Source organism: Bacillus sp. FJAT-27445 (assembly GCF_001510665.1).
Taxonomy (GTDB): domain Bacteria; phylum Bacillota; class Bacilli; order Bacillales; family Cytobacillaceae; genus Bacillus_D.
Genome location: NZ_LMTI01000005.1, coordinates 272,834 through 298,779, shown reverse-complemented (window position 1 = coordinate 298,779; position 25,946 = coordinate 272,834). Strand labels below are relative to the sequence as shown.

Below are 25,946 nucleotides of genomic sequence, written 5' to 3'. Positions count from 1 at the left end.
GTAAAGTAAAGCTGTCCTATTTAATCGCCAGTTTTCAATCAGAATCGGAGATAAAGGAATCGTGCACCCGCTTCCAGAACGGGAATGGCCTGAACCTTGCGAATCTAACTTTCTCTTCCGGCACCCGGAACTGGATGGACTTCACTTCCTTATGCAGCATTGTCAAATGGTCGATTGTCACCTGGAAGTCGGTACGGTTTACCGGCCTAAGCATGCAGGTGTGATGGGCTGGCAGGATTAGCGGCGAGCCGACTGTCCTAAAAACCCGGTTGTTGATTGATGCCATTTCCGCAAGCTGGATCGCTTCTATGGACGGATGGATAATCGCGCCTCCAAGTGCCTTATTGTACGCCGTGCTGCCAGATGGCGTTGACACGCACAGCCCGTCGCCGCGAAACCGTTCAAAGTGCTGGCCGCGGATATCGACATCCATCACAAGTGTTCCCTCCAGCCCCTTAACAGTCGATTCATTCATCGCCAGGTAGCGGGATTCCTTTCCCCCATGCTGATATCTGATAATGACTTCAAGCAGCGGATATTCAATCACCTGGTATGGCGTTTTTGCAATCGCAATGACCAGCTTCTCGATTTCCTCCGGCACCCAGTCCGCATAAAAGCCGAGATGCCCGGTATGGACTCCGACAAACGCTGTCTTGTCCAGCCTGCTGCTGTATCGGTGAAACGCATAAAGAAGCGTTCCGTCTCCGCCAATCGAAATGACAATGTCAGGCTGGTCTTCATCATAAACAAGATCGAAATCGAGCAGATAGGTTCTCATCTTATGCATTAACGTATTCGACTTCTGGTCACCCTTTGTCGTTATCGAAAATTTCATCGGTCACGCTCCTTCTCCGCATTCTTCCTGCCATTCAATGTGAAGAGCCGCGGTCCTGTTTCGTTTCCTTCTTTCTTGTAAAAAAGGCCTGCGCTTCCTGGATTTCCCCCCTGATTGTTGACATCTCCTCATCGAGGCGGAATGCGGCTTCTGCGGCGCGCTGCAGACGGGTATTAATGGTTTCTGGGAACTGGCCCTCATATTTGTAATTAAGCGAGTGTTCAATCGTTGCCCAGAAGTTCATTGCCAATGTCCGGATTTGGATTTCTGCAAGGATTTTCTTTTCCCCGTGGATGGTCTGGACAGGGTAACGGATGACGACGTGATACGAACGGTACCCGCTTGTTTTCTTATGCGAAATGTAATCTCGCTCTTCCACTATTTCAAAATCATTCCGGTTCCGCAGCAGTTTGACAACCTTTCTGATATCATCAACAAACTGGCACATCAGCCTTAGCCCGGCGATATCCTGCATTTCTTCTTCAAGCCTGTCAAGCGGAATTCCTTTTTGCTGGGCTTTGTCCAAAATACTTGGAATCGGCTTTACCCTTCCTGTTACAAATTCAATCGGGGATGGGCTTGAATCCAGTTCAAACTGGCCCCTCATCCCTTTTAATTTCACTTTCAATTCTTCGACCGCCTGCTTATATGGCGCGAGAAATTGATCCCAATTCTTCATCGTATTTGTACACCCCCGGCCAATTGGAAAAGCGTCTGCGCATTGCCGGCCCCAAGGAGCTGTCCGTATTCCTGAAATGGGTACCTGATGCAGGCCCGTGATTCAGGCCGTAATCACGGCCAGGGCTTGGCGCTTTAGCAAAACACTTGCTCATGCATTCATGCAGCTTTTTAAAAAATGCTTTCGACCTTTGAAACCATGGCATCACCATAGTTGCCATTGCCTTTAATGTTCTCGGCAAGGTACCCAAGTTCTTCCCGGAAGCCAGCAAGTTCAACTTTGCTTCCTTCCGACTCTAAAAACACTGCCACACTTTGATCAAGCCCTTTTTTCAAATCTGCCCAGACAAGTTCGGGCATAAGTACATATGTATATTCCTCTTCCTCTTCCATCAAGTACACGAATGAAAGATTATCAGAGTCGACAAGCATCTGGCCCTTGGGCGTTAATCCGGCGACAGGGTGGCCTGTTGTTAAAATTAGCTGGCTCCCTTGTATTTCAGACCCTGTTACAATTATTCTCTTTTTCATAATATCACCCTCCAGCATTCACTTCCCTATTTTAGCATATTCGAGGCATTTCCCCCAAAAATTGCAACGCGAAACGAAACAATAGATAATGGATTCAACAGTAAACTGGAAGTTGGTGCACCTTTGGAACAAAATCTTGAAATTGAATTTAAAAATCTGCTGCTAAAGGAAGAGTTTGAGCAAATCGCAACTGAATTCAACCTTGGGCCGGAACACTTCCGGTACCAGGTGAACCATTACTTTGATACCCCCACATTTTCCCTAAAAGAGAAAGGCGCCGCCCTTCGTATCCGGGAAAAAGGGGGAAAGTTCATCCTTACATTGAAACAGCCCCAAGTAATTGGCTTGCTCGAAACGGATCAATTTGTTTCGGAAAAAGAAACAGGAACCGCGATTGGCAATGGGACTTTGCCTTTGGGTGGGGTTGCAGGCGAGGTTGAGAAAATGGGAATCCCTTTTGATGAGCTAGTTTATTTTGGGACCCTTTCCACCTCGAGGGCGGAGGCCGATTTTCAAAAAGGGCTGCTTGTGCTTGATCACAGCAGCTACCTGGATACCGAGGATTACGAATTAGAGTTTGAAGCAAGGGACTTTCATGAGGGAAAGGAAGTATTTCGTTCATTGCTTTACAGGCTGGGGATCCCGTTGAGGGAAACTCCGAGCAAGATTCAGCGTTTTTACAACCGGCGGCTTCAAAAAGGGTGGGGCTGAGCATGTTGAGTAAAAAGACAATGGCTTTTTGCATAAGTATGGCGAGTGCTTTTTTGCACAGAATAACCCATGAGGGTGGGCTAGCTATGTATGGTGGGAACGCATCCTGAAGTCATTTCCTTTTACAAGGCGATTTATTTGAGATATAAATAGTGCATTGCTAAAATAAAACAAACACACTCAAAGGGGTTGTCAACATGACCGGGAAATTGCCTACGCCTTATGAGGCCCTCGGGAAAGAAACATTGCATCAGCTCGTTGATGCTTTTTATGGATTGGTTGGACAGCATCCTGAACTTTCTCCCTTATTTCCAAATGATTTTTCCGAAATTGCCAGAAAGCAAAAGCAATTTCTTACTCAATATCTTGGCGGCCCTTCTCTTTATACGGAGGAGCATGGCCATCCGATGATGCGCGCAAGGCATATGCCTTTTCCGATTACTCCGTCCCGGGCAAAGGCATGGCTTTCCTGCATGCACCAGGCGATGGATATCGTTGGCCTGGAAGGACCGCTCCGCGATGAGTTTTTTGCAAGGCTCCACCTGACTGCGCAGCATATGATTAATACCCCCGATGAAGGCGAAACATTGGGTGAAGAGGAATGATGGAGCAGGAAAAGAGGCTGTTCGCTCACCATTGCCACGGCCCTGAGAAAAAGCCAATTGAGATCTATATTTTCATTGACCCGCTTTGCCCTGAATGTTGGGCACTAGAGCCGATCATGAAAAAACTGATGATAGAGTACGGACGTTATTTTTCTATGAAGCCGGTCTTGAGCGGCAAGCTGACAATGTTGAATATGGGAAGAAAGAAACGATTTGAAAGCATAGCAGAGATGTGGGAAAAGACCGCCAGCCGCTCAGGTATGTCCTGTGACGCGACCCTTTGGGAGGATAACCCGGTTATTTCGCCCTATATCGCATCAATTGCGGTAAAAGCTGCGGAATTGCAGGGCAGGAAACGGGGAACTCGTTTTCTTCGCCGCCTTCAGGAGATGCTCTTTTTGGAGAAGCAGAACATCTCAAATTTTGATGTCCTTAAGGATTGTGCCAGGTCGGTCGGCCTCGATGTAGAGGAATTTATTACGGATATCCATTCTGAAACTGCCGCGAAAGCATTCCAGCAGGATTTGAAAATTACGACTGAGATGGAAGTGGATGAAATTCCGACACTCGTTTTTTTCAATGAGAATGCGGAGGAAGAAGGGATTAAAATTGCTGGCTATTATCCTTATGAAGTGTATGTGCAGGTCCTTCAGGAAATGCTGCCGATGGAACCGAAGCAATCCTCGCCTCCTTCGCTTGAGGCTTTCCTGAAGTTTTTCCAGCTCGTCGCTTCCAAGGAAATCGCCGTTGTTTACGATCTCTCCATCCCCCAGGTGAACCGGGAGATGAAAAAGCTGCTCCTAAAGCAGAAAGTCGAGCAGATACCGGCCAAATACGGGACTTTTTGGAGATATATCAATTAAACTGAAAGCCACTCTTGCGCATGCCGGAGCGGCTTTTTTGATTTTTCGGAGGATCCATTATCCCCATTCATCCGTTTTTTCGTAAATAGACCACCTATAATTCATGACCGAATAATATTTCTTAACCGCCACATATTGATTATCAAAGGTCGTTATAATGTAGGTGTGGCTTCCTACGTAGTTTATGTCCTCGATTTCCTGGGTGTTTAGCAAAGCGGCAATCCCCTGGTCATTCGCAATGTTATCTTCTGTAAGCTTATAAAGGAGGTTATAGGGGCTGAATAATGAAAGAAGAAACAATATAATAACGGTTCCAACAATAGGTTTGACATTTTTTCTCACTTTGCTTTTCAAATGGTTTCCTCTCCCTTTGACTGTCTTCATCGTTATTCTATATACATCTTAATTCTATGTATATTTTACTCTTTGCTCAAGTAAAAAAATTCGACAAATGTGCTACGCTTTTCCCTGTCAAAATTATTTAAGGATATCATTTTGTTTTATTGGTTCTACTTTATGATTTTGGCTTTGATTGCGATCTTGATTTTATGTACAGAGAAAAGGAATTCTTCACAGCAATGAAAAATGCCCCGCATCAGCGGGGCATTTTCCTATAATTACGAACAAAGGGGATGGGAGAAATTTTTCACGGTTTCAAACAAAGGGGTATATGTTTGTTGTGATCAACTTCACATATAGAATATAACACGGCTTCCACATGTATTTCAACTAGTATGTGCTTTATTTCACAATATTGTCATATATTATTCTAACCCGACTAATTACATATTTAGAAAGGTTAATTTGAAAAATACGATCAACACACATTAAAAACCATGTCCCAAAATAAAATAGTTTAAAGACTACTTGGACTTGGAGGCCTGAAAATGAAAAGCACGCAACTTCCTATCCTGGCTCTGTTACTCATCTTCTCATTCTTTCTGAATTTATTGGGTCTGATGAAAATTTTCCCTCTCCTATTCAGCGCACCTCTTTTGTTCATCTCTATATTCCTGCTGTTTTCCTCGCTTAACCAGCGAAACCGGTTCAGGGGATTCTAATTCCTTAGAACAAAAGTCCCTAACGCCTATGTATTGGGGTGCTTTTGACAGGTTTCGGGGTTGTAATGACCGATTGGAGAAGGTTCTCATGATGAATCAGTCAATAGAACCCAACAGATTGATGCAATCATCAACACGTCCAGGAGAACGCACGTTGTGAATCAACTCCCTGATAACAACACCTTACAGGTCAAGGATTTACGTTAACGATTAAAAAGGGGGCCAGGCACCCTCCTATAGGAGGAGACGCTTGGCCCCTTAATCATTAGCTTAGGATTTGTTCGATTTCGTTTAGTGCTTTTTCGAATGCTTTGCAGGCATTATCGACTGGTTCCGGACTGGTCATGTCGACGCCGGCTTTTTTGAGTACCTCGATTGGGTAGTCGGAGCTGCCGGCTTTCAGGAAGTCGAGGTAGCGGTTGACTGCCGGCTGCCCTTCTTCAAGGATTTGCCTGCTTAATGCGGTTGCCGCGCTGTAGCCGGTCGCGTATTGGTAAACATAGTAGTTGTAATAGAAATGCGGGATCCTAGACCACTCGAGGCCGATTTCTTCATCAATGGTAATATCCTGGCCGCCGAAATATTTTTTGTTCAGCTCGTAATAATCCTTGGTCAATGAATCTGCCGTAAGTGTTTCGTTGCCCTGGGACTTCTTGTGGATCTGATGCTCGAACTCCGCGAACATCGTCTGGCGGAATACAGTTCCCCTGAAGCCTTCAAGGAAGTGATTGAGCAAGTATAGACGCTTCTGCTCGTCATCAATTGTTTTTAAAAGGTAATCGTTCAGAAGTGCTTCATTGCAGGTCGACGCGACTTCGGCAACGAAAATGCTGTAATTGCCGTACGGATATGGCTGGGTTTTCCTTGTATAATAGCTATGGACAGAATGGCCGAATTCATGAGCCAGCGTGAACAGGTTGTTCACATTGTTTTGCCAGTTCATCAAGATATACGGATTTGTGCCGTAAGCACCTGAAGAATACGCTCCGCTCCGCTTCCCTTTGTTTTCATGGACATCGACCCAGCGGTTATCAAAGCCCTCCTTCAGGATGTTCTGATACTCCTCACCTAGAGGCGCTAGACCCTTCAACACATGGTCGCGGGCTTCATCGTACGAAACCTCCATCTTGACATCCTTCACAAGCGGAGTATACAAATCATACATATGAAGCTCGTTAACGCCAAGTACTTTTTTGCGCAGTTTTACATAACGGTGCAGCAAATGTAAATTGTCATTGATCGAATTAACAAGATTATCATAGACGCTTTCCGGGATATTGTTTGCGGCCAGCGCAGCTTGGCGGGCTGAATCATAATTGCGGACCCGGGCATTAAAGTTGTCCTTTTTCACCTGGCCGCTAAGTGTGCTCGCAAACGTGTTCCTGAACTTTCCATACGTATCATAAACTGACTTGAACGCATCATGGCGCACCCTTGCATCCGTGCTCTCAAGGAATCGAGAATAGCGGCCATGGGTCACTTCGACCTCTTCCCCGTTTTCATCCTTAATCGTTGGGAACTCCAGGTCCGCGTTATTCAACATACCAAACGTGTTTGATGACGCAGCCATCACTTCGCCGGCTTCGGCCAGGAGAGCCTCCTGTTCAGCGGATAAAATATGCGGCCGCTGAAGATTGATTTCTTCGAGGGCATGCTCGTACAGCTTGAGCTCAGGCTTTTCCTCTAAAAATCCTTTGACTTTTTGTTCATCAATTAAAAGAATTTCCGGGACGATAAAAGCAAGCTGGCTCGCCGCCTGGGAATAAAGCGCCTTCATTCTGCCATCCAGCCCTTGATAAAAGGAGTTGCCGGTATCCTGGTCGTACCTCATATGGGAATATGTATACAATCTGCCAATCCGCTCAAGGAGCTGGTCCTGTTCCTGCAAAGCTTTGTAAAGGCTATCGGAACCTTCGCCGAGTTTTCCACGGTAGGCGCTTACTCCTGGAATAAGCTCTTTCACTTCCTGAAATTCCTTCTCCCAGTCATCATCCGACGCAAAAATATCTTCCAGGCGCCATGTTTCATCAACCGGCACCTCGCTTCTTGCAGGTAATTTTTTCACTGCGGTTTCATTCGTCATATTTATCCTCCATTCGACATTTCGTTTTACGAAGCAATACCATTATTAGTATTCTTCTTTCTGATTGAAAATTCCTTCATTTTTTGTAAAAACCTTTTCACTTATCCTTCCCTTTAACGTTCCAAAATCACTCTTTTCCCGAAAGTAATTCCGCTAAACTAGCGATTTGTCCGATTTAGGAAAAGTTTTAAAAAACGCTTCCGCCCCAGTGGTCTGTTCTGCCACGGTTTTAGGAAAATAAAGTTCCTTTTTAACCATAAATGTTCCAAAGTTTATGGAAGTGAGAATGCCGCATCTCTCAAGCAATAGGAGGTATTCAGACACGGCGCTATGCAGGGATAGGCCAGCCGCCAAAGGAAGCTGCCTGACCTTTACATCACCCTCTTGGACCCGTAAAGCAAGGCTCGCTGCTGCTTCATTTGCAGTGATTACGCTACCCGGCTTTTTCCCCAAAATGGCATCCAGTATAAGATAGGCTTGCCATATTACGGGAAAGGTCGAGATAACCTGGGATGTCAAGCCGGGAAGGCCAATTACAGGAGGAAGCAGGAAAATGTTTAACCCCGCCTTGTATAATTCTTTTAAAAAACGCAGGTACTTTGTTTTGGGATTGGCGCCGATCGCGAGTTTGCTTTGGACGAGTTTATCCTGCCAATTAGGGAGAACGGGTGTTGGAGGCGGCTGGGGAGAAAACAGGTTTGTAAACGATACCGTTTCGAGATCTGCTTGTTCCATCCGCGCAAATGCTTTTGAATTTGAATAGGGGATAATGGATTGCAAGAGGGTAACCCTCCCACTTTCCGGGCAAAAGTAAGGGATATAGCCTGGAATTCCTTGTGAAGAGCGGAGAAATAAGTAGTGGAAGCCGGATAGCTTGGCTGAATTGTTCTTACTGAGGGAAAGGTGGCTTCCTCCAAGGATCCAAAATGGGATGTACCCTGCTGAAAGGTAGGCAGTTGTTCTTTTAATAAAAAGACGGTCAGGAATCGGGCTGCATTGATATTCAAGGGCAATGCGCTGTCCTTGAAAAGGGAAGGCAATATCGGGGCGCTGGCTGATGACAGGGTCATAGTATTCGAGGATTGCCGGGATGCCTTGGCGCTTAAGCCAATGAAAGAGGGCAAGCTTTCCGGATAGATGATATTCTGATTCACGTTCAAAGTTGCTTTCCTCACATGCTGAACGGAGATGGGAAAAGTGGTAAATCCTCTGCTCGCCAAGCTTCAGCAGCAGCTTCCCTCCGCAAACCGGACAATAAAATTCTTCATGGCCCCGCCAGTTTTCAAGGGTTTTGCGGCTATATCCGTCTGCAAGGCAAATTCCGCCCCCATCTTTTGTCTTTGCCGTTAACACATGCAATCTCCTCCTTACTTTTTAAAGGATTTGTTAAAGTTGGCTGTAGTTTTCCGCTGCGGGAGGGAATCTTCTTTGGTAAACCATCACACGGAAGGCAGCCATTTGCCTGTCCCGTATTGTGCCTTTCACGTACCTTTATCTCAGCCAATTTCAAACAGGTCCTCTCTTTTATAGTATACCTTCTCTGATTGTCGGGATAAATACTCCATTTTATTTAATAATTTCCACCTGATCCACAGGTGATAAGAAGCTGGATTTATACCACCGCTAAATTTTCACCCATAAAAAACAACCGGCCTGCATCCAAGCCGGCGTTTGATTAAAGAAGTGGTGACATAAGGCGTGAGGTCGATTCAAGAAGCCTGTATCCAATGTGGCGTTTCTGAAAGCTCTCGAGTTCAAGCTTATTCGCATGCTTTAAATCATTCATATATTCTTTTACAAGTTTGCGTGTACTTTCCGTACGATAGAGGAAGGCATTTACCTCAAAATTTAGATGGAAGCTTCTCATGTCCATATTCGAAGTGCCGATTGAGGCAAGCTCGCCGTCAACGATAACGATTTTGCTATGCATGAAGCCTTGCTGGTACTCATATATTTTCACCCCTGCCTCAAGGAGGTCGGGGAAGTAAGAACGTGATGCATGGAAGACAATCCGTTTATCCGGCTTATCCGGAACAAGGAGCCGGACATCAATCCCGCTCAGCGCCGCTACCTTAATTGCCGAAAAAATGTCTTCATCCGGAATAAAATAAGGCGATGCAATCCAGACCGATTTTTCAGCTGACGTTATCATTGAGAAAAAGATATTTTTAATGGCTGTCCATTCATTGTCCGGCCCTCCGGCAATAAGCTGTACTCCGCCATGGTATCTTCCCTGGTTTGGCTGCTTCAGGTATTCGTCGGTCAGAAGGCTGGTATTCGTCATGTAATACCAATCCTGCAGGAAAATAAGCTGAAGAGAGCGGACCGCCTCTCCTTTCAGCATCAGGTGGGTATCCCTCCAAAAGCCGATCCTCTTCACCCTGCCAAGGTACTCATCCCCAATATTCAAGCCCCCGACAAACCCTGTAGTCCCATCGATGACAATGATTTTCCTATGGTTTCGGAAATTGAATTTATTGTTCAGGAAAGGCAGTTTGACCGGCCCAAATGGCACGGCCTCCACCCCTGCCTTCTTAAGATCGGAAATATACTTCTTGGAAAGCTGCCATGAACCGACTGCATCGTACAGGAACCTGACTTGAACCCCTTCCCGGGCCTTATTGGCTAGGATTGTTTTTATTTCCCTGCCAATCTTATCATCCCGGACAATATAATATTCCAAATGAATATGGTGCTTAGCCTTTTTCAATTCAAGGAGAATGTGCTCAAATGTTTCTGAACCATTCGTTAACGTTTTTGTTTCCGTTGAAAAAGAAATTGGACTGTTCCCCAGCCGCTGAGCAAGTGTGACAAGCTTTTGCTGACCTTCATACTTTCGAGGCAGGCTGCTGTTGTCACCCTCAATATGTAGAAAAGTTTGCTTATCAAGAAAGTATTTTTTCCGAAAAATCCGTTCTTTCTTATAATTTCTGCCGAATAATATATAAAAAATAAAGCCGAGCAGCGGAAAACTTCCAAGGACAACAAGCCAGGTAATCGTCTGGGTTGGATGCCGGTTCTCCAAGAAGATGACCAAGCCAATAAAGAAAACAGAAAAGGTGATCAGTAAGCTGAATATCCTAAACAAGCCTAACTCGAGGTTTTCCCGGAACAGAAAAATAGCACCTGCCAAAATGATTACAAAGATTAATACCCTAACCGTGTTTTTCATTACATTCACCTGCCGTTAACGTCCACTACATAGAAAGATTAATCAGCAATCACCTTCTGCTTACAAAAGGTTGATTTAACAATCCCTCCTCTCCCATCATGCCATAAAAACTAGATGTTTCCCAGATAATCGCGTTTCCCTTGTATTCCGGTAAAGTAAAACTCATAAAAAAAAAGCCGACTTCAGAATCATTTGATGATTTTGAAATCGGCTTATGTTTAAAAGTATTTTCGTAATTCGGAAAAGACGTCCTGGGATATGATTTCCTTTCCGTATTCCTCCAGACGATGGATAGTAAGCTGGCTTTCGTTTCCGTATTCAAGGAGGATGCTAAGCAGATCATCGATTTTGTCCTCATTGAATTGTTCCTCAGGAAATTCGGTATATAGATAATATTTATTTTCATAATGGAAAAGCTTTGTGGCAACTTCATCAAGCCCTCCACGTTTTGAAAGCTGGATCAAGTCTTCGAAATCCCGGAACGACAAAAGGAAATCAAGAATTTCGTCTTCATCCGCGCCTTCCTCCACTCCCGGTGAGAAGTGCTGATCAAGCATATCCTCAATATGCTCATCTATTGGCAGGTCCTTCAGTTTGTCATTCGGGACAGACAGTTCAAATTTCTGGCCATCCTTGGACAGCTGCGCTTTTGTGACGAGAACTTCTAGCCCTTTGTCCAAAGCCTGCACCTGAATCCAGAGCGGCCCTTCAACCGTGAACTCCTCCTCATTGTGGATTTCGTCCATCATTTCCCAGAAGAGCTCTTCGCTCCGTTCACGGTTATACCAGATTTCTTCCCTGTCAAAGCCTCTTTCTTCTATATCAATATACGAGATGTAAAACTTTACAGTATTTTCATTAATCCGTTCTATCTCCATTTTAAACTCTCCCTTCCGGCAGCAAGAGTGAAGGGACTGATTACCCCCATACAGATGATATTATATATCTATTACCCTGATTCAGTTTGTTTATTCCGGCAGGCGCCTTGTACCTTTATTTTATGATAAACCATGAAATTAGGGAAACAAAATATGCCTTTTTCCGAAAAATGAGCAAATGCCTTAGTAACAATTTGCCCTTCTACTTCAGCCTATTTCAGCTAAAAGCTGGAACCGGATAAAGAGTTCCTGAATGAAGGTTTCCTTATAGTTTAACAAATGCTTGGCCAATTAACAATCAAAAATTATTAGGAACTTCAACTTACCGCCAATGTGTTCTACTAGCTTATAGAATGAAAAGAACCCCCAGTGCCTGGAGGTTCTTGATGTTCAATTAGTTGACAAGGCGTTGAGCCTCGCGAAGTTGGAACGTCCTGACTTTCCTAGGCAGGAAGCGGCGGATTTCATCTTCGTTGTAGCCGACCTGCAGCCTCTTTTCATCGAGGATGATTGGCCGGCGCAGCAAGCCTGGGTTATCTTTAATTAATTCAAACAGGTTTTGCAGCGGCATTGCCTCCAGATTTACATCAAGTTTCTGGAACGTTTTTGAACGGGTGGATATGATTTCATCCGTCCCATCCTCTGTCATTCGCAAGATTTCCTTAATTTCATCGATGGATAGCGGCTCTGAAAAGATATTCCGTTCTGTGTATGGAATTTCATGCTCTTCCAACCATGATTTAGCTTTCCTGCATGATGTACAACTTGGTGAAGTGTATAGCGTTACCATAAGTTTTCACACTCCTTCTAAAATAAGGCCATCTATAATGGATGTAACTAGGAAATTACTATTATAAGGTAACAAATTAAAATAACTATAATTAAGGAATGTCTATTATTAATTATACAGCAGTTGACCTAAAAGCGGTATCACTTTTTAAAAATAATGTTTTTCCATGGTACAGGCGCCCATATTACGTTACGTATAATAAGACGTATAAGGAAGGGAAAAGTTTCATGAATTTAATAAAAATAATTTATTTTATGCACTCATCCTCCTAAAATTACTATAAATTTCGTCAGGCGGCGGCCATTTATGTACGTTAATTTGAAAAATAAAATATATAATTTTATACCCCTCTTTTAGGAGTTTAAACCACAATCTTTTAAATTTTTGTGGATTCTCATTTAAATTTCTATAAATGAAAAAAAAGTAACCGTTTTCTAATCTTTACAAAATTGTCGATTCTTTTCCTTTTCATATTGTCCTTTTTCTTTTAGAATAGAGTATAGAACAATAAAGAGTGTTTCTGAAGAGAAGGGCAGGGGAAGCATACATGGCAGGTTATATTACGGATTTTGCTATCGTCACTGTTTTGATTGTTGGGATCACCGCTTTGATGGGAGTCATTACCAACGGTATTGGGGAAAATATTTTTGGAAGAAAAAACCGAACCGAATTCACTGATCAGGCTTCAAAGTTTATAACCGGCTGGAACGCAGTCGGTGGGAAAAAATAATTTGGATTGTTATGGCTGCGAACCTGGAATGGTTCTGCAGCCATATTTATTTCCATACAGCTCAGCATCCTTGTTGGATTTCGTTTACCCATTCCACCAAAGTATATGCGAAAAAAAAGATGAGCCGGCATTGTTGCCGGCTCAAGTTCTTATTTGTACTGGGCCTTGTACTGCTCAAATTCTTTCTTGGAGCAATACACGAAGTGGCCAGTAACTATTTCCCTCAATTCAACTTCTTCATTCTCGCTATAATTATGGGTGCTTGGATTATAAGGCACTCTTTTCCTTGTCCGTTCACTATCTGGGTCCGGAAGCGGAATCGCTGATAGCAGGGATTGCGTATAAGGATGTAACGGATTTTTATACAATTCTTCCGCTGGAGCCAATTCAACCAGCTTTCCGTAGTACATGACGCCAATCCTATCACTGATGTACTTGACCATGGAGAGATCGTGAGCGATGAACAAGTACGTCAGGCCCTTTTCTCTCTGCAATTTCTTCAACAAGTTGACTACCTGTGCCTGGATGGATACATCAAGCGCGGAAATAGGCTCGTCCGCAATGATGAAATCCGGCTCAACCGCAAGTGCCCGGGCAATGCCGATACGCTGTCTTTGTCCACCGGAAAATTCGTGCGGGTACCTGTTAGCGTGTTCCTTGTTCAAGCCGACTGTCTCAAGCAGTTCATATACCCTTTCCATTCTCGCCTTCCTATTCTTGGCAAGGCCATGGATGTCGATACCTTCGGCAATGATATCAGCCACCGTCATCCTAGGGTTCAGGGAAGCATATGGATCCTGGAAAATCATCTGCATTTTCCGATTAAATTCTTTTAATTTCTTAGTGGACTTATGTCCGTGGACATCTTCTCCATTAAAGAGTACCTGGCCATCAGTAGCGTCATAGAGGCGGATAATTGTCCTGCCGGTTGTCGACTTCCCGCATCCGGACTCCCCTACCAGACCAAGTGTCTCACCTTTGTAAATATCGAATGATACACCGTCAACAGCTTTGACCATATTTGGCCGTCCCACATTGAAGTACTGTTTCAGGTTTTTTATTTCAACCAATTTTTCAGCCATCTATTTCCCCTCCTTGACAAGCCTTGGCTCATCGAACGCAGAGGCCAGCTTCCTCATCCGTTTCTTCACTGCATCAGGCGGCTCGACTTTTGGTGCATCCGGATGAAGGAGCCATGTTTTAGCGAAATGGGTCTCCGAAATTTGGAACAATGGCGGCTCTTGCTCAAAATCAATAGCCATTGCGTACGGGTTCCTTGCCGCAAACGCATCGCCTTTTGGCGGGTCTGTCAGGTCAGGCGGAGTTCCCGGAATGGCGGCAAGATCGGATTTGTCATCGCTGTCGAGGCTTGGCATCGAAGCGAGCAGCCCCCATGTATATGGATGGCGCGGATCATAGAAAATTTCGTCCACGGTGCCCATTTCAACAATCTGGCCTGCATACATAACGACAACCCTGTCTGCAACATTCGCAACAACCCCTAAATCATGGGTGATGAAGATAATCGATGTATCCATCTTGCTTTGAAGGTCATTCATTAAATCAAGGATTTGAGCCTGGATAGTAACATCAAGCGCTGTAGTCGGCTCATCTGCAATCAAGAGCTGCGGATTGGCTGCGAGGGCAATCGCAATCATCGCACGCTGCCTCATACCGCCTGAAAATTCATGCGGGTACTGGTTGACCCGCCGTTCAGGCATTGGGATACCGACAAGACGAAGCATTTCCACCGCACGTTCCTTTGCGGCCGCAGTACTCATATTTTGGTGCTTAATCAGGCCTTCCATGATTTGGCGCCCAATCTTCATGGTCGGATTCAAGGAGGTCATCGGATCCTGGAAAATCATACTAATTTCTTTCCCGCGGATCTTCTCCATTTGCCGCTCTTTTTTCGTAACGATATCTTCGCCATTGAAGATAATCTGGCCGCCTTTAATTTTGCCAGGAGGCATTGGGATAAGTTTCATTATGGTCTGGGCGGTTACACTTTTCCCAGATCCCGATTCGCCTACAATTGCTAGAGTTTCCCCTTTATTCAAGTCGAAGCTGACACCCCTGACAGCCCGTACTTCTCCACCATAAGTCTGGAATGAGACTTCCAGATTCTTAACTTCAAGTAATTTAGTCATTTCTCATTCCCCCTTATTTCCTTAGTCTTGGATCCAATGCGTCGCGCAACCCGTCACCGATTACGTTGAAGGCAAAGATGGTCAAACAGATAAACGTAGCCGGGAAGAATAGGCGCCAAGGATAATATTTAAGAGCCGGCAAGCCATCTGAAGCCATTGTTCCCCAACTTGCAAACGGAGGCGTCAATCCAAGCCCGAGATAACTTAAAAATGATTCTGTAAAAATAGCAGAAGGAATTGATAAAGTCATCGTAACAAGAATCGGCCCCATCGTATTGGGAATGAGATGCTTGCCCATGATACGCGGCAAATCCGCACCGAGGGTCCTTGAGGCCAGTACGAATTCCTGGTTCTTTAGGGAAAGGACCTGCCCACGGACAATCCGCGACATATTGATCCAGCCTGTTATCGTCATAGCGAGGATCATCGTTCCGACACTTTGTCCAAGAACAACCATTAAAAGGATTACAAGTAACAGGTATGGTATCCCCCAGAGGATATCCGCTATCCGCATCATCATGTCATCGATGCGTCCCCCCTTGTAGCCTGCCAACCCACCATAAAAGACCCCGATAAAGAAGTCAACAAGTGCGGCGGCAACCCCAATGAACAAGGAAATCCTTGCGCCTTCCCATGTACGCGCGAACACATCGCGCCCAAGATCATCAGTACCGAACCAATGCTCGCTGCTTGGCGCTTTATTCGTATTCATCAGGTTATTCGTCCGATAGTCATGGTCAGTCATATGCGGTCCAGCGATTGCCATGAAAATCAACATGATCAGGAGAACAATACCAAACATGGCAAGCTTGTTTTTTCGGAAACGGATGGTAACGTCTTTCCAGAAAGAAAGGCTTGGCTTCGAAATCCTTTCCGCTTCGGATGCCCTTGAACCTACAATTTGGAATTTTTCTTTTGATATCTGCATTGTTTATTCTCCTTTCTTTCCGCCAGCCAGTTTAATCCGCGGATCAATCAAGCCATACGCGATGTCGACGAGGAGAATGGCCATTAGCAAGATGATACTGAAAAATACTGTAACACCCATTATTACTGTGTAATCGCGGTTGGTGATTGATGTTACAAAATGTGAACCAAGGCCTGGGACTCCAAAAATCTTTTCAATGACGAAGCTTCCCGTAATGACACTTGCGGAAAGAGGTCCCAAATACGTAACGACAGGCAATAGCGCGTTCCTGATCGCATGTTTCACGGTAATTGCCCTTTCGCTCAGTCCCTTCGCCTTAGCTGTTCGGATATAATCATTCGATAATACCTCCAGCATGCTTGAACGGGTCAAACGGGCGATAAAGGCCATTGGTGTTGATGCCAGTGCAAGTGCAGGCAGGATTGTATGTGCAAAAGAGTCCCAACGAGCAACTGGAAGGATTTGAAGCTTGATTGCAAAAATGTATTGAAGGACTGATGCCATTATAAAGGATGGGACAGAAATTCCTAAAATCGCAAAAATCATCGCACCATAATCCTGCCATTTGTTATGCCTTAATGCTGCGATAATGCCCAATAGCACTCCAAGAGAGACTGCAATGAAAATGGCTTCGAGCCCCAATGCGAGCGATACTGGGAACCCTGTTTCAATAAGGTCATTTACAGTTCTTGCTTTGTATTTAAACGATGGACCAAAATCCCACTGTGCAATCCTGCCCAAATATTCCCCATATTGGACATACCACGGCTGGTCCAATCCATAATGCTCGTTCAGCGCCTTTTCGATTTCCGCAGGCAATTGTTTTTCGGATGTGAACGGGTTACCCGGAGCCAGCCTCATCAGGAAAAAAGTGGCCGTAATAATCAGGAATAGGGAAACCAGCATAAAAAGCAATCTTCTAAAGATGTATCTAACCAAAGTACCCACCTCCAATGTTTGCCCTTTAGCTTCTCTATAAAAAACTTGGCCAAAGCCAAGATCTTTTGCAGAAAAGCCAAAGAGTATACCTGAACCGGAAATATTTTCAAAAAAGAGTCTGAAAGCTTAGAAAAACTTGGCATGCATACGCCAAGTCTCATGGAATGCCTAATTTTTCTATACTTCAGAATATTTATCCAATATGGCCGTATTCAGAAAGGAAGGTATATGGGATCCATACACCCATATACCTGCCTCAGTTGTAAAACTTTATTTAGCTTTGCTTATTCAAATTTTGCCCACTTCAGCTGGACATCGCCAAGTCCCGATACAACTACACCCTTCAGGTTGTCTTTCTTAACCCAAACGTTTGTATAGAAGTAGATTGGAGCAGCCGGCATTTCATCCATGAAGATTGATTCTGCTTGTTTCAGCATTTCAAGGCGCTTGTTGGCATCGCCTTCTTTTTGAGAATCGATTAGAAGCTGCTTATATTCTGCATTTTCCCAGAAAGTATCGTTGTTGCCGCCAAGTTTGTCACGGTAAATTTCAAGGAAGTTGATCGGGTCGTTAAAGTCGCCTAGCCAGCCCATACGGCCGACCATGTAGTCTCCCTTATGCATCTTGTCGATGTAAACTGCCCACTCGGAATTGTCAAGGGTAACTTCAATTCCAAGGTCCTTCTTCCACATATCCTGGATTGCCTGGGCAATCTTTTGGTGTGCTTCGGAAGTGTTATAGGAAAGTGTGATTTTTGGAAGCTCGGAAGCATCCTTCAACCCAAGTTCTTTCAGTCCTTCAGCAAGGAATTCCTTTGCTTTATCGACATCATGGTCTTTGAAATAGCCTTTATCATTTTCTTTAATCATGGAAGGCGGTACGATTGCCATTGCAGGTACCTGGCCGCCCTGTGTAATATTTTCTACCACTGCCTTGCGGTCGATGGCATATGCAAGCGCCTTACGGATATTCTTATTGTTCAAAGGTGGTTGTTCAGTCTGGAACTTGTACCAGTAAGTACCCGCAATCGGCTTAATATTTAGGATGCCCTGGTCTTTCAGATTCTTAAGTGCATCAGTTGGAAGTGTACCGAAAGGAGATCCAGCCCAGTCAAGCTCTCCGTTTTCAAACATTGACAACTCAGTACCAGGATCGTTAATCATGTACATTTCAACTTTTTTCAGGCTTACAGCATCTGCATCCCAGTAGTCATCGTTCTTTTCAATAACGATTTCGTTCTGGTGGTCCCATGAAGTCATTTTGAAAGGACCATTGGATACATAGTTATCGCCTGCATCTGTATACCACTCAGGATTTGCTGAAGCTACTTTTTCATTAACAGGGAAATATGTGTAGAACGCAGTCAGCTCCAGGAAATATGGAGTCGCGTTCTCAAGTGTAACAACTAGGGTCTTATCATCCTTGGCTTCAACGCCAAGAGTTTCAGGCTTAGCTTTGCCTTCGTTGATTGCTTGGCCGCCTTTAACATAATAAAGCTGGTATGCATACTGTGACTGGTTTGCTGGGTCAACTGCCCATCTCCAGGCATAAACGAAATCATTGGCTGTTACAGGATCGCCATTTGTCCACTTTGCATCTCTAATCTTAAAAGTGTACTGTGTCAGGTCGTCTGAAACCTCGATATCCTCGGCCATCGCAGGCTGCGGCTTTCCGTCCTTGTCGATACGGGTCAAGCCTTCGAATGTCTGAAGCAACACGCCGCCTGATGTAGCGTCGTTAGCCAACCCAGGGTGCAGGGAGAATGGTTCAGAGTTGATATTTACTTTCATTTCCTGCGGTACGTCTTTTTTCTTGTCGTCCTTCTTGTCACCGTTGGCATTATTGCCGCCGCTGCAAGCTGCAAGGAACATGCTCATTACAATAAGCATGCTAAAAAAGATTGAAAATCTTTTCTTCACGGTCTTACCCCCTTATGGTAATTGTCGGCAAACAGATAACCCTTGTCCTTCTACGCTGTTACATTTGTATGTCCTGTAGGTAATGTTTTAATAGTCTGATAATTCATCGGAAACCTTATCAAATTAAAACAAATAAAAAAAGCAACTTTATAGCTTTTAAGATTCATAAATCTCCAAAAGTTATAAACCGGCTTTTTTGCTCCCCGGCAACGGCCATACAATTGTAATAGATTGACATTTCAGTAAAGTTATCGTTTGTTACGTTTATTATAAATACTTTAAAACTTGAATGCAAGCATGAATCACGGTGCTCATCCATTATTCCACTATAATTTTATAATATTCCCACAGGTAATATAATGGTTATTTGCCGTAAAATGCCTATTTAGGCCTCTGAAAGGTATTTCCTTCCTTTTACCTTGATTTTATAAGGATTTTGATGTATTTTATTACTACAATCAAAATGATCAGGCTATGACAAAGAATAGTACTGGCTGCTAAGGTTTCCAGAGAGTTTGTGGATGGTGCGAACAAACAACCGGCATTCAGGAATGGACTTTCGAGCCCCGGGAAAGAAATTTAGTATCTCCCGGCGCATACCAAGCGTTAAAATGGCTCCCCTCTACAAGGGGGAAAGAGGCTTTTTTAGCAATTAGGGTGGCACCGCGGACCATTCGTCCCTATCCATATGGGGGACGAATGGTCTTTTTTTTATTATTTTTGAAAAATAAATAGGAGGCAATATTATCATGAAAACGATTTTTTCAGGCATACAGCCAAGCGGTACACTCACGCTTGGCAACTACATTGGCGCTTTAAAGCAATTTGTCGAGCTCCAGGAAGAGTACAACTGTTATTTCTGTATAGTGGATCAACATGCGATAACTGTGCCCCAGGATCCCATTGAATTGAAAAAAAATATCCGAAGCCTCGCCGCTCTCTATTTAGCAGTAGGACTGGACCCCGAAAAGGCGACACTTTTCATTCAGTCGGAAGTGCCTGCGCATGCTCAGGCAGGCTGGATGATGCAGTGCATTTCCTACATTGGCGAACTAGAAAGAATGACGCAGTTTAAGGATAAGTCCACCGGCAAGGATGCCGTTTCTGCGGGGCTGCTTACCTATCCGCCCCTTATGGTTGCCGATATCCTTCTCTATGGCACAGACCTTGTACCGGTTGGAGAGGACCAGAAACAGCATCTCGAATTAACGAGGGATCTTGCTGAGCGTTTCAATAAGAAATACAGGGAGATTTTTACCGTTCCTGATGTGCGTATTCCAGAATTCGGCGCAAGAATTATGTCTCTACAGGAGCCATTGAAAAAAATGAGCAAGTCAGATCCAAATGTAAAATCATTCATTTCAATCCTTGACGAGCCAAAATTGATTGAAAAGAAAATTAAAAGCGCGGTTACCGATTCCGATGGCGTCGTAAAGTTCGATAAGGAAAACAAACCAGGGGTTTCAAATCTGCTGACTATCTATTCCGTTCTCGGAGGGAAGCCAATTCCTGAGATTGAGGAGGATTATAAAGGAAAAGGCTACGGAGATTTCAAGGCTGATCTAGCTCAGGTCGTAATAGCAGCTCTTAAACCAATCCAGGATAGGTATCATGAACTAATGGATTCATCGGAATTGGATGATATTCTTGACCGAGGAGCTGAAAAAGCAAACATAGCCGCGTCAAAAATGCTAAAGAAAATGGAAAACGCGATGGGACTTGGCAGAAAGCGCAAGAAATAACTATTTGAAGGTATAAATTAAAAGAGGCTTCCCGTTGAGTTGAGAAGGAGCCTCTTTGTGTTTATATTGCCATATGGCTAAGTGTGCTATTTATTAGTACATCCTATTTAATAGAAGAAACGCAGCAGGTTTTCTATAGTAGTAAAACGATTTTTGTTTTTGGCAATTGCGTTTTTATTCTACGCCTGAAAGGCCCTAATCAAATGTCGTTCTGTCAAAGTCAATTCACCTTTGGACCGTGTTCCATTTCCCACAGTTTTTCAAAAAACGGCTGGCCTTTTATTAGGTTTTCACAAAAATGTTCATGTTTTCGGGTCCATCCCGGCTTCACTTTAGCAAAAAGATGCCTCCAGGCTTCTTCAAAATTCATTTTTTGGATTTCCTGATAATTTTCCGGTGACCATTCCGTATACCAGTAACGAACTTCAGCTTCATTACCCGATGATTGAAGCTGGTCAAGGGCCATAAATAATAGCTGTTTCAGCTGCCTTTCCTTTCGCGTCAGCCCTGTCATCAGTTCGGGCTCGGGGGAAAGGATGTGGAATTCCTTTGAATCCTGTTCAGGCTTAAACTTGTAAACAATGGGATCATGGCTCTCAAGCATTTCATAAACTAGCTGCTCCTGTCGCGGGATAAGCCTGCTTTTTCTGACCGGTATATTATACCCGATCGTGTCCACTGCCAATATCTCCATTCCATCACTAATGATGAAACAATAGTCAAGTTGAATCCGCTCATGATTTTTTCTTAAATACGCCTTCTGGTAAATATCATCCATTAGCTGTTGAGGCAATGACGCAAGGTCATTTTCAATGTACCGGAACAAGACTTGTTCCACCTTCAAAAGTGGTACCTGGTCAAGCAGCTCAACGCCATCATCCTTCCTCCATTCGTGAAAATGGCAGACATTGTAGCCATTTTCCTCCCCTTCAAACCAGTTCACCCAGACATCATGAAGATATAACATTGACCGACCCCTCACTTCAAGAATCCATTTGTCAATCAGTATAGGCAGCGTCAAGTTAAATTATTCCTTATTTAGTCGATGAATCCACTCATTTCCCTTCAATGTCCCCAGGGATAAAAATACTTAGAATGACAATGAACATTCCAGCGGGGAGCAAGTAACATTCCGGCCGCCCGGATATAAATTCGAGGTATTCCAAATAGCCCATTCCAGCAGCAAATACGTTAAGGTACGCGACTAAACTAATTCCCCCAGAAACTGCGATCCCAAATCCAGTCAAAAGGAAAAAAGCCCTAAATGCCATTTACATCAGCTCGTCTGTTCATACCCTTCCTCCCAGCATGTCCACCCTTTAAAACAAATGTATGTACGGTGGCCGTGGTTTATGATATTAAGCCCACTTCAATTGGAATACAACTTCGAAAAACGGAGGATTTGGTTGGGGTGCGTATTAGTACAAAACAAAAAAATCTACCATTTTGGGATGGTAGATTTTATCTTCGAGATTTAGGGTTGAAAGCATCCTTCAATCCCTCTCCAATGAAGTTAATCGAGAGGATTGTAGTCGTAATGATTAAGGCAGGCGGAATCCAAATCCATGGCTTGCCTTTCAGGACGTCCGGCTCGTTCGCGGAAGATAGCATATTCCCCCAGCTCGGAACTTCCTGTGGTACTCCGAAGCCAAGGTAACTAAGGCCGGATTCAGCAACAATCATACCTGCGAACAGGATGGTTGCCTGCACAATGATCGTAGATGCCACATTAGGCAAAAGATGTTTGGTGATTACCTTGAATGGTGAACAGCCGATTGAAACCGCTGCGATGATGTACTCATTTTCTTTTTCAGAGAGAATTTTGCTTCGTACAATCCTGGCAACGCCGCCCCAGCTCAATAGGCTGATTGTTCCAATCAGTACCCACACCCCTGAGACCAAGCCAAAAAGGATTGCGTTTAGAACAATAACGAATACGATGAACGGGAAGTTAAGGATAAAGTCAGTAAACCTCATTAGAAGGCTATCAACAGTTCCTCCAAAGTAGCCCGCCATTGAACCGATAAGAGTTCCGAGAGAGATAACAAAGACTGTACATGAAATCCCTACCATTAACGAAATTCGTCCGCCATAAAGCAGCCTTGTAAAAACATCGCGCCCGCTTTTGTCAGTGCCAAGCCAGTGATCAGCTGATGGTTTCAGCGACATTTCACCAATATTAATCCTGGTAACATCCGCGGTAGTAATGTATGGTGCCAGGAATGATAATACAGCAACAACTAATAGAAAAATAAGGCTGGTCATTGCCAGTTTGTTTTTTAAGAATTTTTTACGGGCAAGCGCCATCGGAGATAGACTTCTCTTAGGGGGTCCCGTATTCAATTCAGTATCTTTTTGAGTTATAATTTCCATTATTCGTTCCCCCTAATCCAGCCTGATCCGCGGATCGACTACACCGTACAGGATATCAGCTACAAGGTTTCCAACCAAAGTCAAGAAAGAAAACAACATGGTCAGGGCCATCATCACTGGATAGTCATTGGTGCGTACAGAGTTTAGGAAAAGCTGGCCAATTCCGGGATAGGTAAAAATCGTTTCTGTAATTATTGCCCCGCTGATGAGTGCGACAATGTCAAAACCCAGGAAGGTAATGAGTGGGATAATGGAATTCCGCAAGATATGCACATTATAAATACGGCTTACCGGCGTTCCTTTCGCCCTTGCTGTCCTTACATAATCCTTACGGCTGTTTTCAATGATGTCGTTCCGCAAAAACTGCGTATAGCTGGCAGTACTAAGAGAACCCAGCACAATAGCCGGCAAAAATACGTGATGCAGTTTACTCAAGTACCATTCAAACGTGCCGTTCGTTATTGTAATATCGACTGAGCCATTTGAAGGAAACCAATTTAGATTGAACGAGAAAATATAAATAGCGAAAACCCCTGCAATGAATGATGGGATCGACAGCCCCAGATAGTTGAAACCTCCAATAAGGTTATCTGCAAGTGTATAGGGCTTCCTTCCTGCATATATCCCCATGAAGAATGCGAGGATGTAAGTAATCAGGATTGCCGTACCACCAAGCAACAAGGTGTTAGGCAATTTTTCAGCGATTACATCGGCAACATCTATTTTGAACCGGGTAGATTTGCCGAAGTCTCCCTGTACAAAGTCAGTAATCCAATTGTAGTACTGAACCGGAAGCGGGTCATAATACCCCAGTTTTTGCCGCATTTCTTCAATGTATTGTGGGTCTGTATTATTCGGATCTATTTCTCCACTTAGTCCATCACCCGGCATTAATTTTGCTAGGGTGAACACGACAATGGAGATAAGGAGCAACATTGGGATCATGCCCAATATTCTTCGGAGCGAATACTTCAACATGTGCATTCTCCTTACCTTTGCTGCGTCTTAACCGCCGTTTAAATTCCAAGCAGCAAGACCCCGCCACAAAACTGTGGTACAGCAATCTAAAGTTTCGGGTGGGACAGTCTGCCCCTTGGATCCGGTTGGCATTCTCAATCTAAATTAACCGCGGCGGTAATCCGCGGTTAATTCATTCCAATCGGTTCATCTAGCGTTAAAACTTAACTGTAAAATGGGACTTCATCAGCGGGCATAGCCCACTGATGAAGGTTCCATCCTACTGCTCAAGCCACCATTCGTTCGGGCGGTTGGAGCCGGAAACATCGTACTTGACGCCTTTAACGCGTTTGTTAAGGGCAACGATTTCTTCAAGTTCCGCGATTGGAAGCGCAGGAAGTTCTTCCATGAAGTGCTTCTGCCACTCAACATATAGTTCCTTACGCTTATCGGAGTCTGTTCCTACTACTTCCATATCAAGAGCGTCGTCAAGCAACTGGTCGCTCTTCTCGCTTACCCAACGTGGGTAGTTCCAAAGTGCATCGGATTTCCACAGGCCGGATGGATCTGGATCTGTACCAGTGGACCAGCCGCCGAAGAACACTTCCATTTTCTTATCTGACTTTTCAAGCATATCGTAGTAAAGGCCAGCGTCTGTCATTGTCAGCTTGGATTTCAAGCCAATATCTTCCCAGTACTGAGTCAATTGTTTCGCACGGGCTTCGAACGTTGGATTTTGTGTTGCATAGTGCGCGAAGTTAACAACGAATGGCTTGCCATTTGGATCTTCACGGAATCCGTCTCCGTCAACATCCTTCCAGCCAGCATCTTCAAGGATTTGCTTCGCTTTATCTTGATCGAATTCGAATTGCTCAAGGTCAGCATTATCAGCAGCTATCCAGTGGTTTGTAGGAACAGGGCGGTTAACCGGCTTACCTACTCCAAAGAAGAATGCATCTACCCACTCTTTACGGTTGATCGCATGATACATAGCCTTGCGGAGTTCCTTATCCTCGTACTTAGGCTCGTTCATAACGTTCTTCTTGCCATCCCAGTTTCCAAGCTTGAAGCCGACATAGTAGTAGGAAAGGCCAGGGTATTTAACAACATTGATGTTATCAAGCGCCTCGACTTGTTCGATGATGCTTGGGTGGAACGAAGTCATATGAAGGGAATCATTTTGTAATTCTCCTACAGTCAAGGAAGGATCTATTACCTTCATGACGACTTTTTCAAGGTGAGGCTTGCCGCCGAAGTAATCATCGAAACGCTCTAGCTCAATGGACTCGCCAGGGACAATTTTGGAAACCTTAAACGGCCCAAGTCCAACCGGCTTCGTGCGTACTTGCTCGGATGCCATCATATCTTTAACGGCAATTCCTTCAAACGCTTTCTGGGACATTGGGTATGTCCAGAAGTTTTCAAGGTTGTTCACACGTGCTTTGTCAAACGTAACTTCCATTTCGTAATCGTTGATGACCTTGATTCCGGAAATGGAGTCAGCTTTGCCTTCCTTGTACTCAGGAACGCCAACTACGTCTTGGACGTTGACATAACGCGGCCCATCATAATCCTTGTCAGCAAGGACTTTGATTGAAAATTCCCAGTCTTTAACGGTAAGTTCTTCACCGTTATGCCATTTTACGCCTTCTTTAATCTTGAACTTGTAAACCTTGTTATCGTCTGTATCCCAAGAAGCGATATAAGGCTGGGCTTTCAGGTTCTCATCATAATCGATCAGGTTTTCATCAAAGAAATCAATTACTTCTGCATCAGTTGCAGTTCCATAGAAGTTCGGGTTGAACTTTCCTTCAGGCGAGGAGTCAAGCGAGTAAATAAGTGTTCCGCCATCTTTCGGCTTATCGGAAGCATTTTCGCCGTTGTCTCCAGGTTTTTTGGTACCAGTCTTTTCTCCTCCGCTGCATGCCGCCAGGAACATGGATAAAACCAATACCAGCGCAGACAGCCATAACCAATTTTTCTTCATTGTGGTCCCCCCAT

At 44.3% G+C, this 25,946-nt stretch carries 24 protein-coding genes and 1 other annotated feature; of the genes, 5 read left to right on the top strand and 19 right to left on the bottom strand.

Going from position 1 to position 25,946, the window contains the following annotated elements; translation table 11 throughout:
- Nucleotides 1-34: 34 nt before the first annotated feature.
- From AR337_RS16115 to AR337_RS16105, 3 genes are all read right to left on the bottom strand, one after another.
- The gene (locus AR337_RS16115) at nt 35-835 is read right to left on the bottom strand and encodes an NAD kinase (RefSeq protein ID WP_059173037.1); all 801 of its coding nucleotides are present in this window, start codon (nt 833-835) and stop codon (nt 35-37) included.
- Between the two features lie 34 nt (nt 836-869).
- Nucleotides 870-1,514 carry a GTP pyrophosphokinase family protein gene (locus AR337_RS16110; RefSeq protein ID WP_059173036.1) on the bottom strand — a complete coding sequence of 215 codons (645 nt, stop codon included), beginning with the start codon at nt 1,512-1,514 and terminating at the stop codon, nt 870-872.
- A 170-nt stretch (nt 1,515-1,684) separates the two neighbouring features.
- A complete protein-coding gene (locus AR337_RS16105) occupies nt 1,685-2,044 on the bottom strand; it encodes a hypothetical protein (protein ID WP_059173035.1) in 360 nt (119 codons plus the stop codon).
- A gap of 123 nt (nt 2,045-2,167) precedes the next feature.
- Between AR337_RS16105 and AR337_RS16100 the strand changes: the two genes are divergently transcribed.
- The 3 genes from AR337_RS16100 (at nt 2,168) to AR337_RS16090 (ending at nt 4,223) form a co-directional block, all read left to right on the top strand.
- The gene (locus AR337_RS16100) at nt 2,168-2,755 is read left to right on the top strand and encodes a CYTH domain-containing protein (protein ID WP_059173034.1); all 588 of its coding nucleotides are present in this window, start codon (nt 2,168-2,170) and stop codon (nt 2,753-2,755) included.
- Nucleotides 2,756-2,952: 197 nt separating this feature from the next.
- Complete coding sequence (locus AR337_RS16095; protein ID WP_059173033.1) at nt 2,953-3,360, top strand: globin; 408 nt, start codon at nt 2,953-2,955, stop codon at nt 3,358-3,360.
- Nucleotides 3,357-4,223 carry a ClpXP adapter SpxH family protein gene (locus AR337_RS16090; protein ID WP_059173032.1) on the top strand — a complete coding sequence of 289 codons (867 nt, stop codon included), beginning with the start codon at nt 3,357-3,359 and terminating at the stop codon, nt 4,221-4,223. Before AR337_RS16095 ends, AR337_RS16090 begins: the two co-directional genes overlap by 4 nt.
- Before the next feature lie 57 nt (nt 4,224-4,280).
- Here AR337_RS16090 and AR337_RS16085 read toward each other — a convergent pair whose 3' ends face one another.
- The 6 genes from AR337_RS16085 to spxA form a co-directional block, all read right to left on the bottom strand.
- Nucleotides 4,281-4,577: a hypothetical protein gene (locus AR337_RS16085; protein WP_059173031.1), complete on the bottom strand. Its 297-nt coding sequence runs from the start codon at nt 4,575-4,577 to the stop codon at nt 4,281-4,283.
- Between the two features lie 972 nt (nt 4,578-5,549).
- Nucleotides 5,550-7,367, bottom strand: a complete 1,818-nt coding sequence (gene pepF / locus AR337_RS16080) for an oligoendopeptidase F (RefSeq protein ID WP_059173030.1) — start codon at nt 7,365-7,367, stop codon at nt 5,550-5,552.
- Between the two features lie 153 nt (nt 7,368-7,520).
- A complete protein-coding gene (locus AR337_RS16075) occupies nt 7,521-8,720 on the bottom strand; it encodes a competence protein CoiA (protein ID WP_059173029.1) in 1,200 nt (399 codons plus the stop codon).
- Between the two features lie 322 nt (nt 8,721-9,042).
- Nucleotides 9,043-10,539, bottom strand: a complete 1,497-nt coding sequence (cls, locus tag AR337_RS16070) for a cardiolipin synthase (RefSeq protein ID WP_059173028.1) — start codon at nt 10,537-10,539, stop codon at nt 9,043-9,045.
- 218 nt (nt 10,540-10,757) lie between these two features.
- A complete protein-coding gene (gene mecA, locus AR337_RS16065; protein ID WP_059173027.1) occupies nt 10,758-11,417 on the bottom strand; it encodes an adaptor protein MecA in 660 nt (219 codons plus the stop codon).
- A 394-nt stretch (nt 11,418-11,811) separates the two neighbouring features.
- Nucleotides 11,812-12,207: a transcriptional regulator SpxA gene (gene spxA / locus AR337_RS16060; RefSeq protein ID WP_059173026.1), complete on the bottom strand. Its 396-nt coding sequence runs from the start codon at nt 12,205-12,207 to the stop codon at nt 11,812-11,814.
- 547 nt (nt 12,208-12,754) lie between these two features.
- On the opposite strand from spxA, the gene AR337_RS16055 reads away from it, so the two are divergent.
- Nucleotides 12,755-12,937, top strand: coding sequence for a hypothetical protein (locus AR337_RS16055; protein ID WP_059173025.1), 183 nt, complete (start codon nt 12,755-12,757; stop codon nt 12,935-12,937).
- A 149-nt stretch (nt 12,938-13,086) separates the two neighbouring features.
- Here the strand turns inward: AR337_RS16055 and AR337_RS16050 are convergent, their stop codons facing one another.
- The 5 genes from AR337_RS16050 to AR337_RS16030 form a co-directional block, all read right to left on the bottom strand.
- Nucleotides 13,087-14,019 carry an ABC transporter ATP-binding protein gene (locus AR337_RS16050; RefSeq protein ID WP_059173024.1) on the bottom strand — a complete coding sequence of 311 codons (933 nt, stop codon included), beginning with the start codon at nt 14,017-14,019 and terminating at the stop codon, nt 13,087-13,089.
- Nucleotides 14,020-15,087 (bottom strand): ABC transporter ATP-binding protein, encoded by a 1,068-nt coding sequence (locus tag AR337_RS16045; RefSeq protein ID WP_059173023.1) that lies wholly within the window; start codon nt 15,085-15,087, stop codon nt 14,020-14,022.
- Between the two features lie 13 nt (nt 15,088-15,100).
- Nucleotides 15,101-16,015, bottom strand: a complete 915-nt coding sequence (locus AR337_RS16040; protein ID WP_059173022.1) for an ABC transporter permease — start codon at nt 16,013-16,015, stop codon at nt 15,101-15,103.
- Nucleotides 16,016-16,018: 3 nt separating this feature from the next.
- Complete coding sequence (locus AR337_RS16035) at nt 16,019-16,954, bottom strand: ABC transporter permease (RefSeq protein WP_059173021.1); 936 nt, start codon at nt 16,952-16,954, stop codon at nt 16,019-16,021.
- Nucleotides 16,955-17,238: 284 nt separating this feature from the next.
- Complete coding sequence (locus AR337_RS16030) at nt 17,239-18,873, bottom strand: peptide ABC transporter substrate-binding protein (protein ID WP_059173020.1); 1,635 nt, start codon at nt 18,871-18,873, stop codon at nt 17,239-17,241.
- Between the two features lie 465 nt (nt 18,874-19,338).
- Nucleotides 19,339-19,558 (top strand) — a binding site (T-box leader).
- A gap of 61 nt (nt 19,559-19,619) precedes the next feature.
- Here AR337_RS16030 and trpS point away from each other — a divergent pair.
- Nucleotides 19,620-20,615, top strand: coding sequence for a tryptophan--tRNA ligase (gene trpS / locus AR337_RS16025; protein ID WP_156424424.1), 996 nt, complete (start codon nt 19,620-19,622; stop codon nt 20,613-20,615).
- Nucleotides 20,616-20,835: 220 nt separating this feature from the next.
- On the opposite strand, the gene AR337_RS16020 is transcribed toward trpS, so the two are convergent.
- From AR337_RS16020 to opp4A, 5 genes are all read right to left on the bottom strand, one after another.
- Nucleotides 20,836-21,582 carry a YjbA family protein gene (locus tag AR337_RS16020; protein WP_059173018.1) on the bottom strand — a complete coding sequence of 249 codons (747 nt, stop codon included), beginning with the start codon at nt 21,580-21,582 and terminating at the stop codon, nt 20,836-20,838.
- Nucleotides 21,583-21,670: 88 nt separating this feature from the next.
- Nucleotides 21,671-21,886, bottom strand: coding sequence for a hypothetical protein (locus AR337_RS16015; RefSeq protein WP_059173017.1), 216 nt, complete (start codon nt 21,884-21,886; stop codon nt 21,671-21,673).
- Nucleotides 21,887-22,076: 190 nt separating this feature from the next.
- Nucleotides 22,077-22,988 (bottom strand): oligopeptide ABC transporter permease, encoded by a 912-nt coding sequence (opp4C, locus tag AR337_RS16010; protein ID WP_059173016.1) that lies wholly within the window; start codon nt 22,986-22,988, stop codon nt 22,077-22,079.
- Between the two features lie 12 nt (nt 22,989-23,000).
- Nucleotides 23,001-23,966 (bottom strand): oligopeptide ABC transporter permease, encoded by a 966-nt coding sequence (gene opp4B, locus AR337_RS16005; protein ID WP_059173015.1) that lies wholly within the window; start codon nt 23,964-23,966, stop codon nt 23,001-23,003.
- A 259-nt stretch (nt 23,967-24,225) separates the two neighbouring features.
- Complete coding sequence (gene opp4A / locus AR337_RS16000; protein ID WP_059173014.1) at nt 24,226-25,932, bottom strand: oligopeptide ABC transporter substrate-binding protein; 1,707 nt, start codon at nt 25,930-25,932, stop codon at nt 24,226-24,228.
- Between the last annotated feature and the right edge of the window lie 14 nt (nt 25,933-25,946).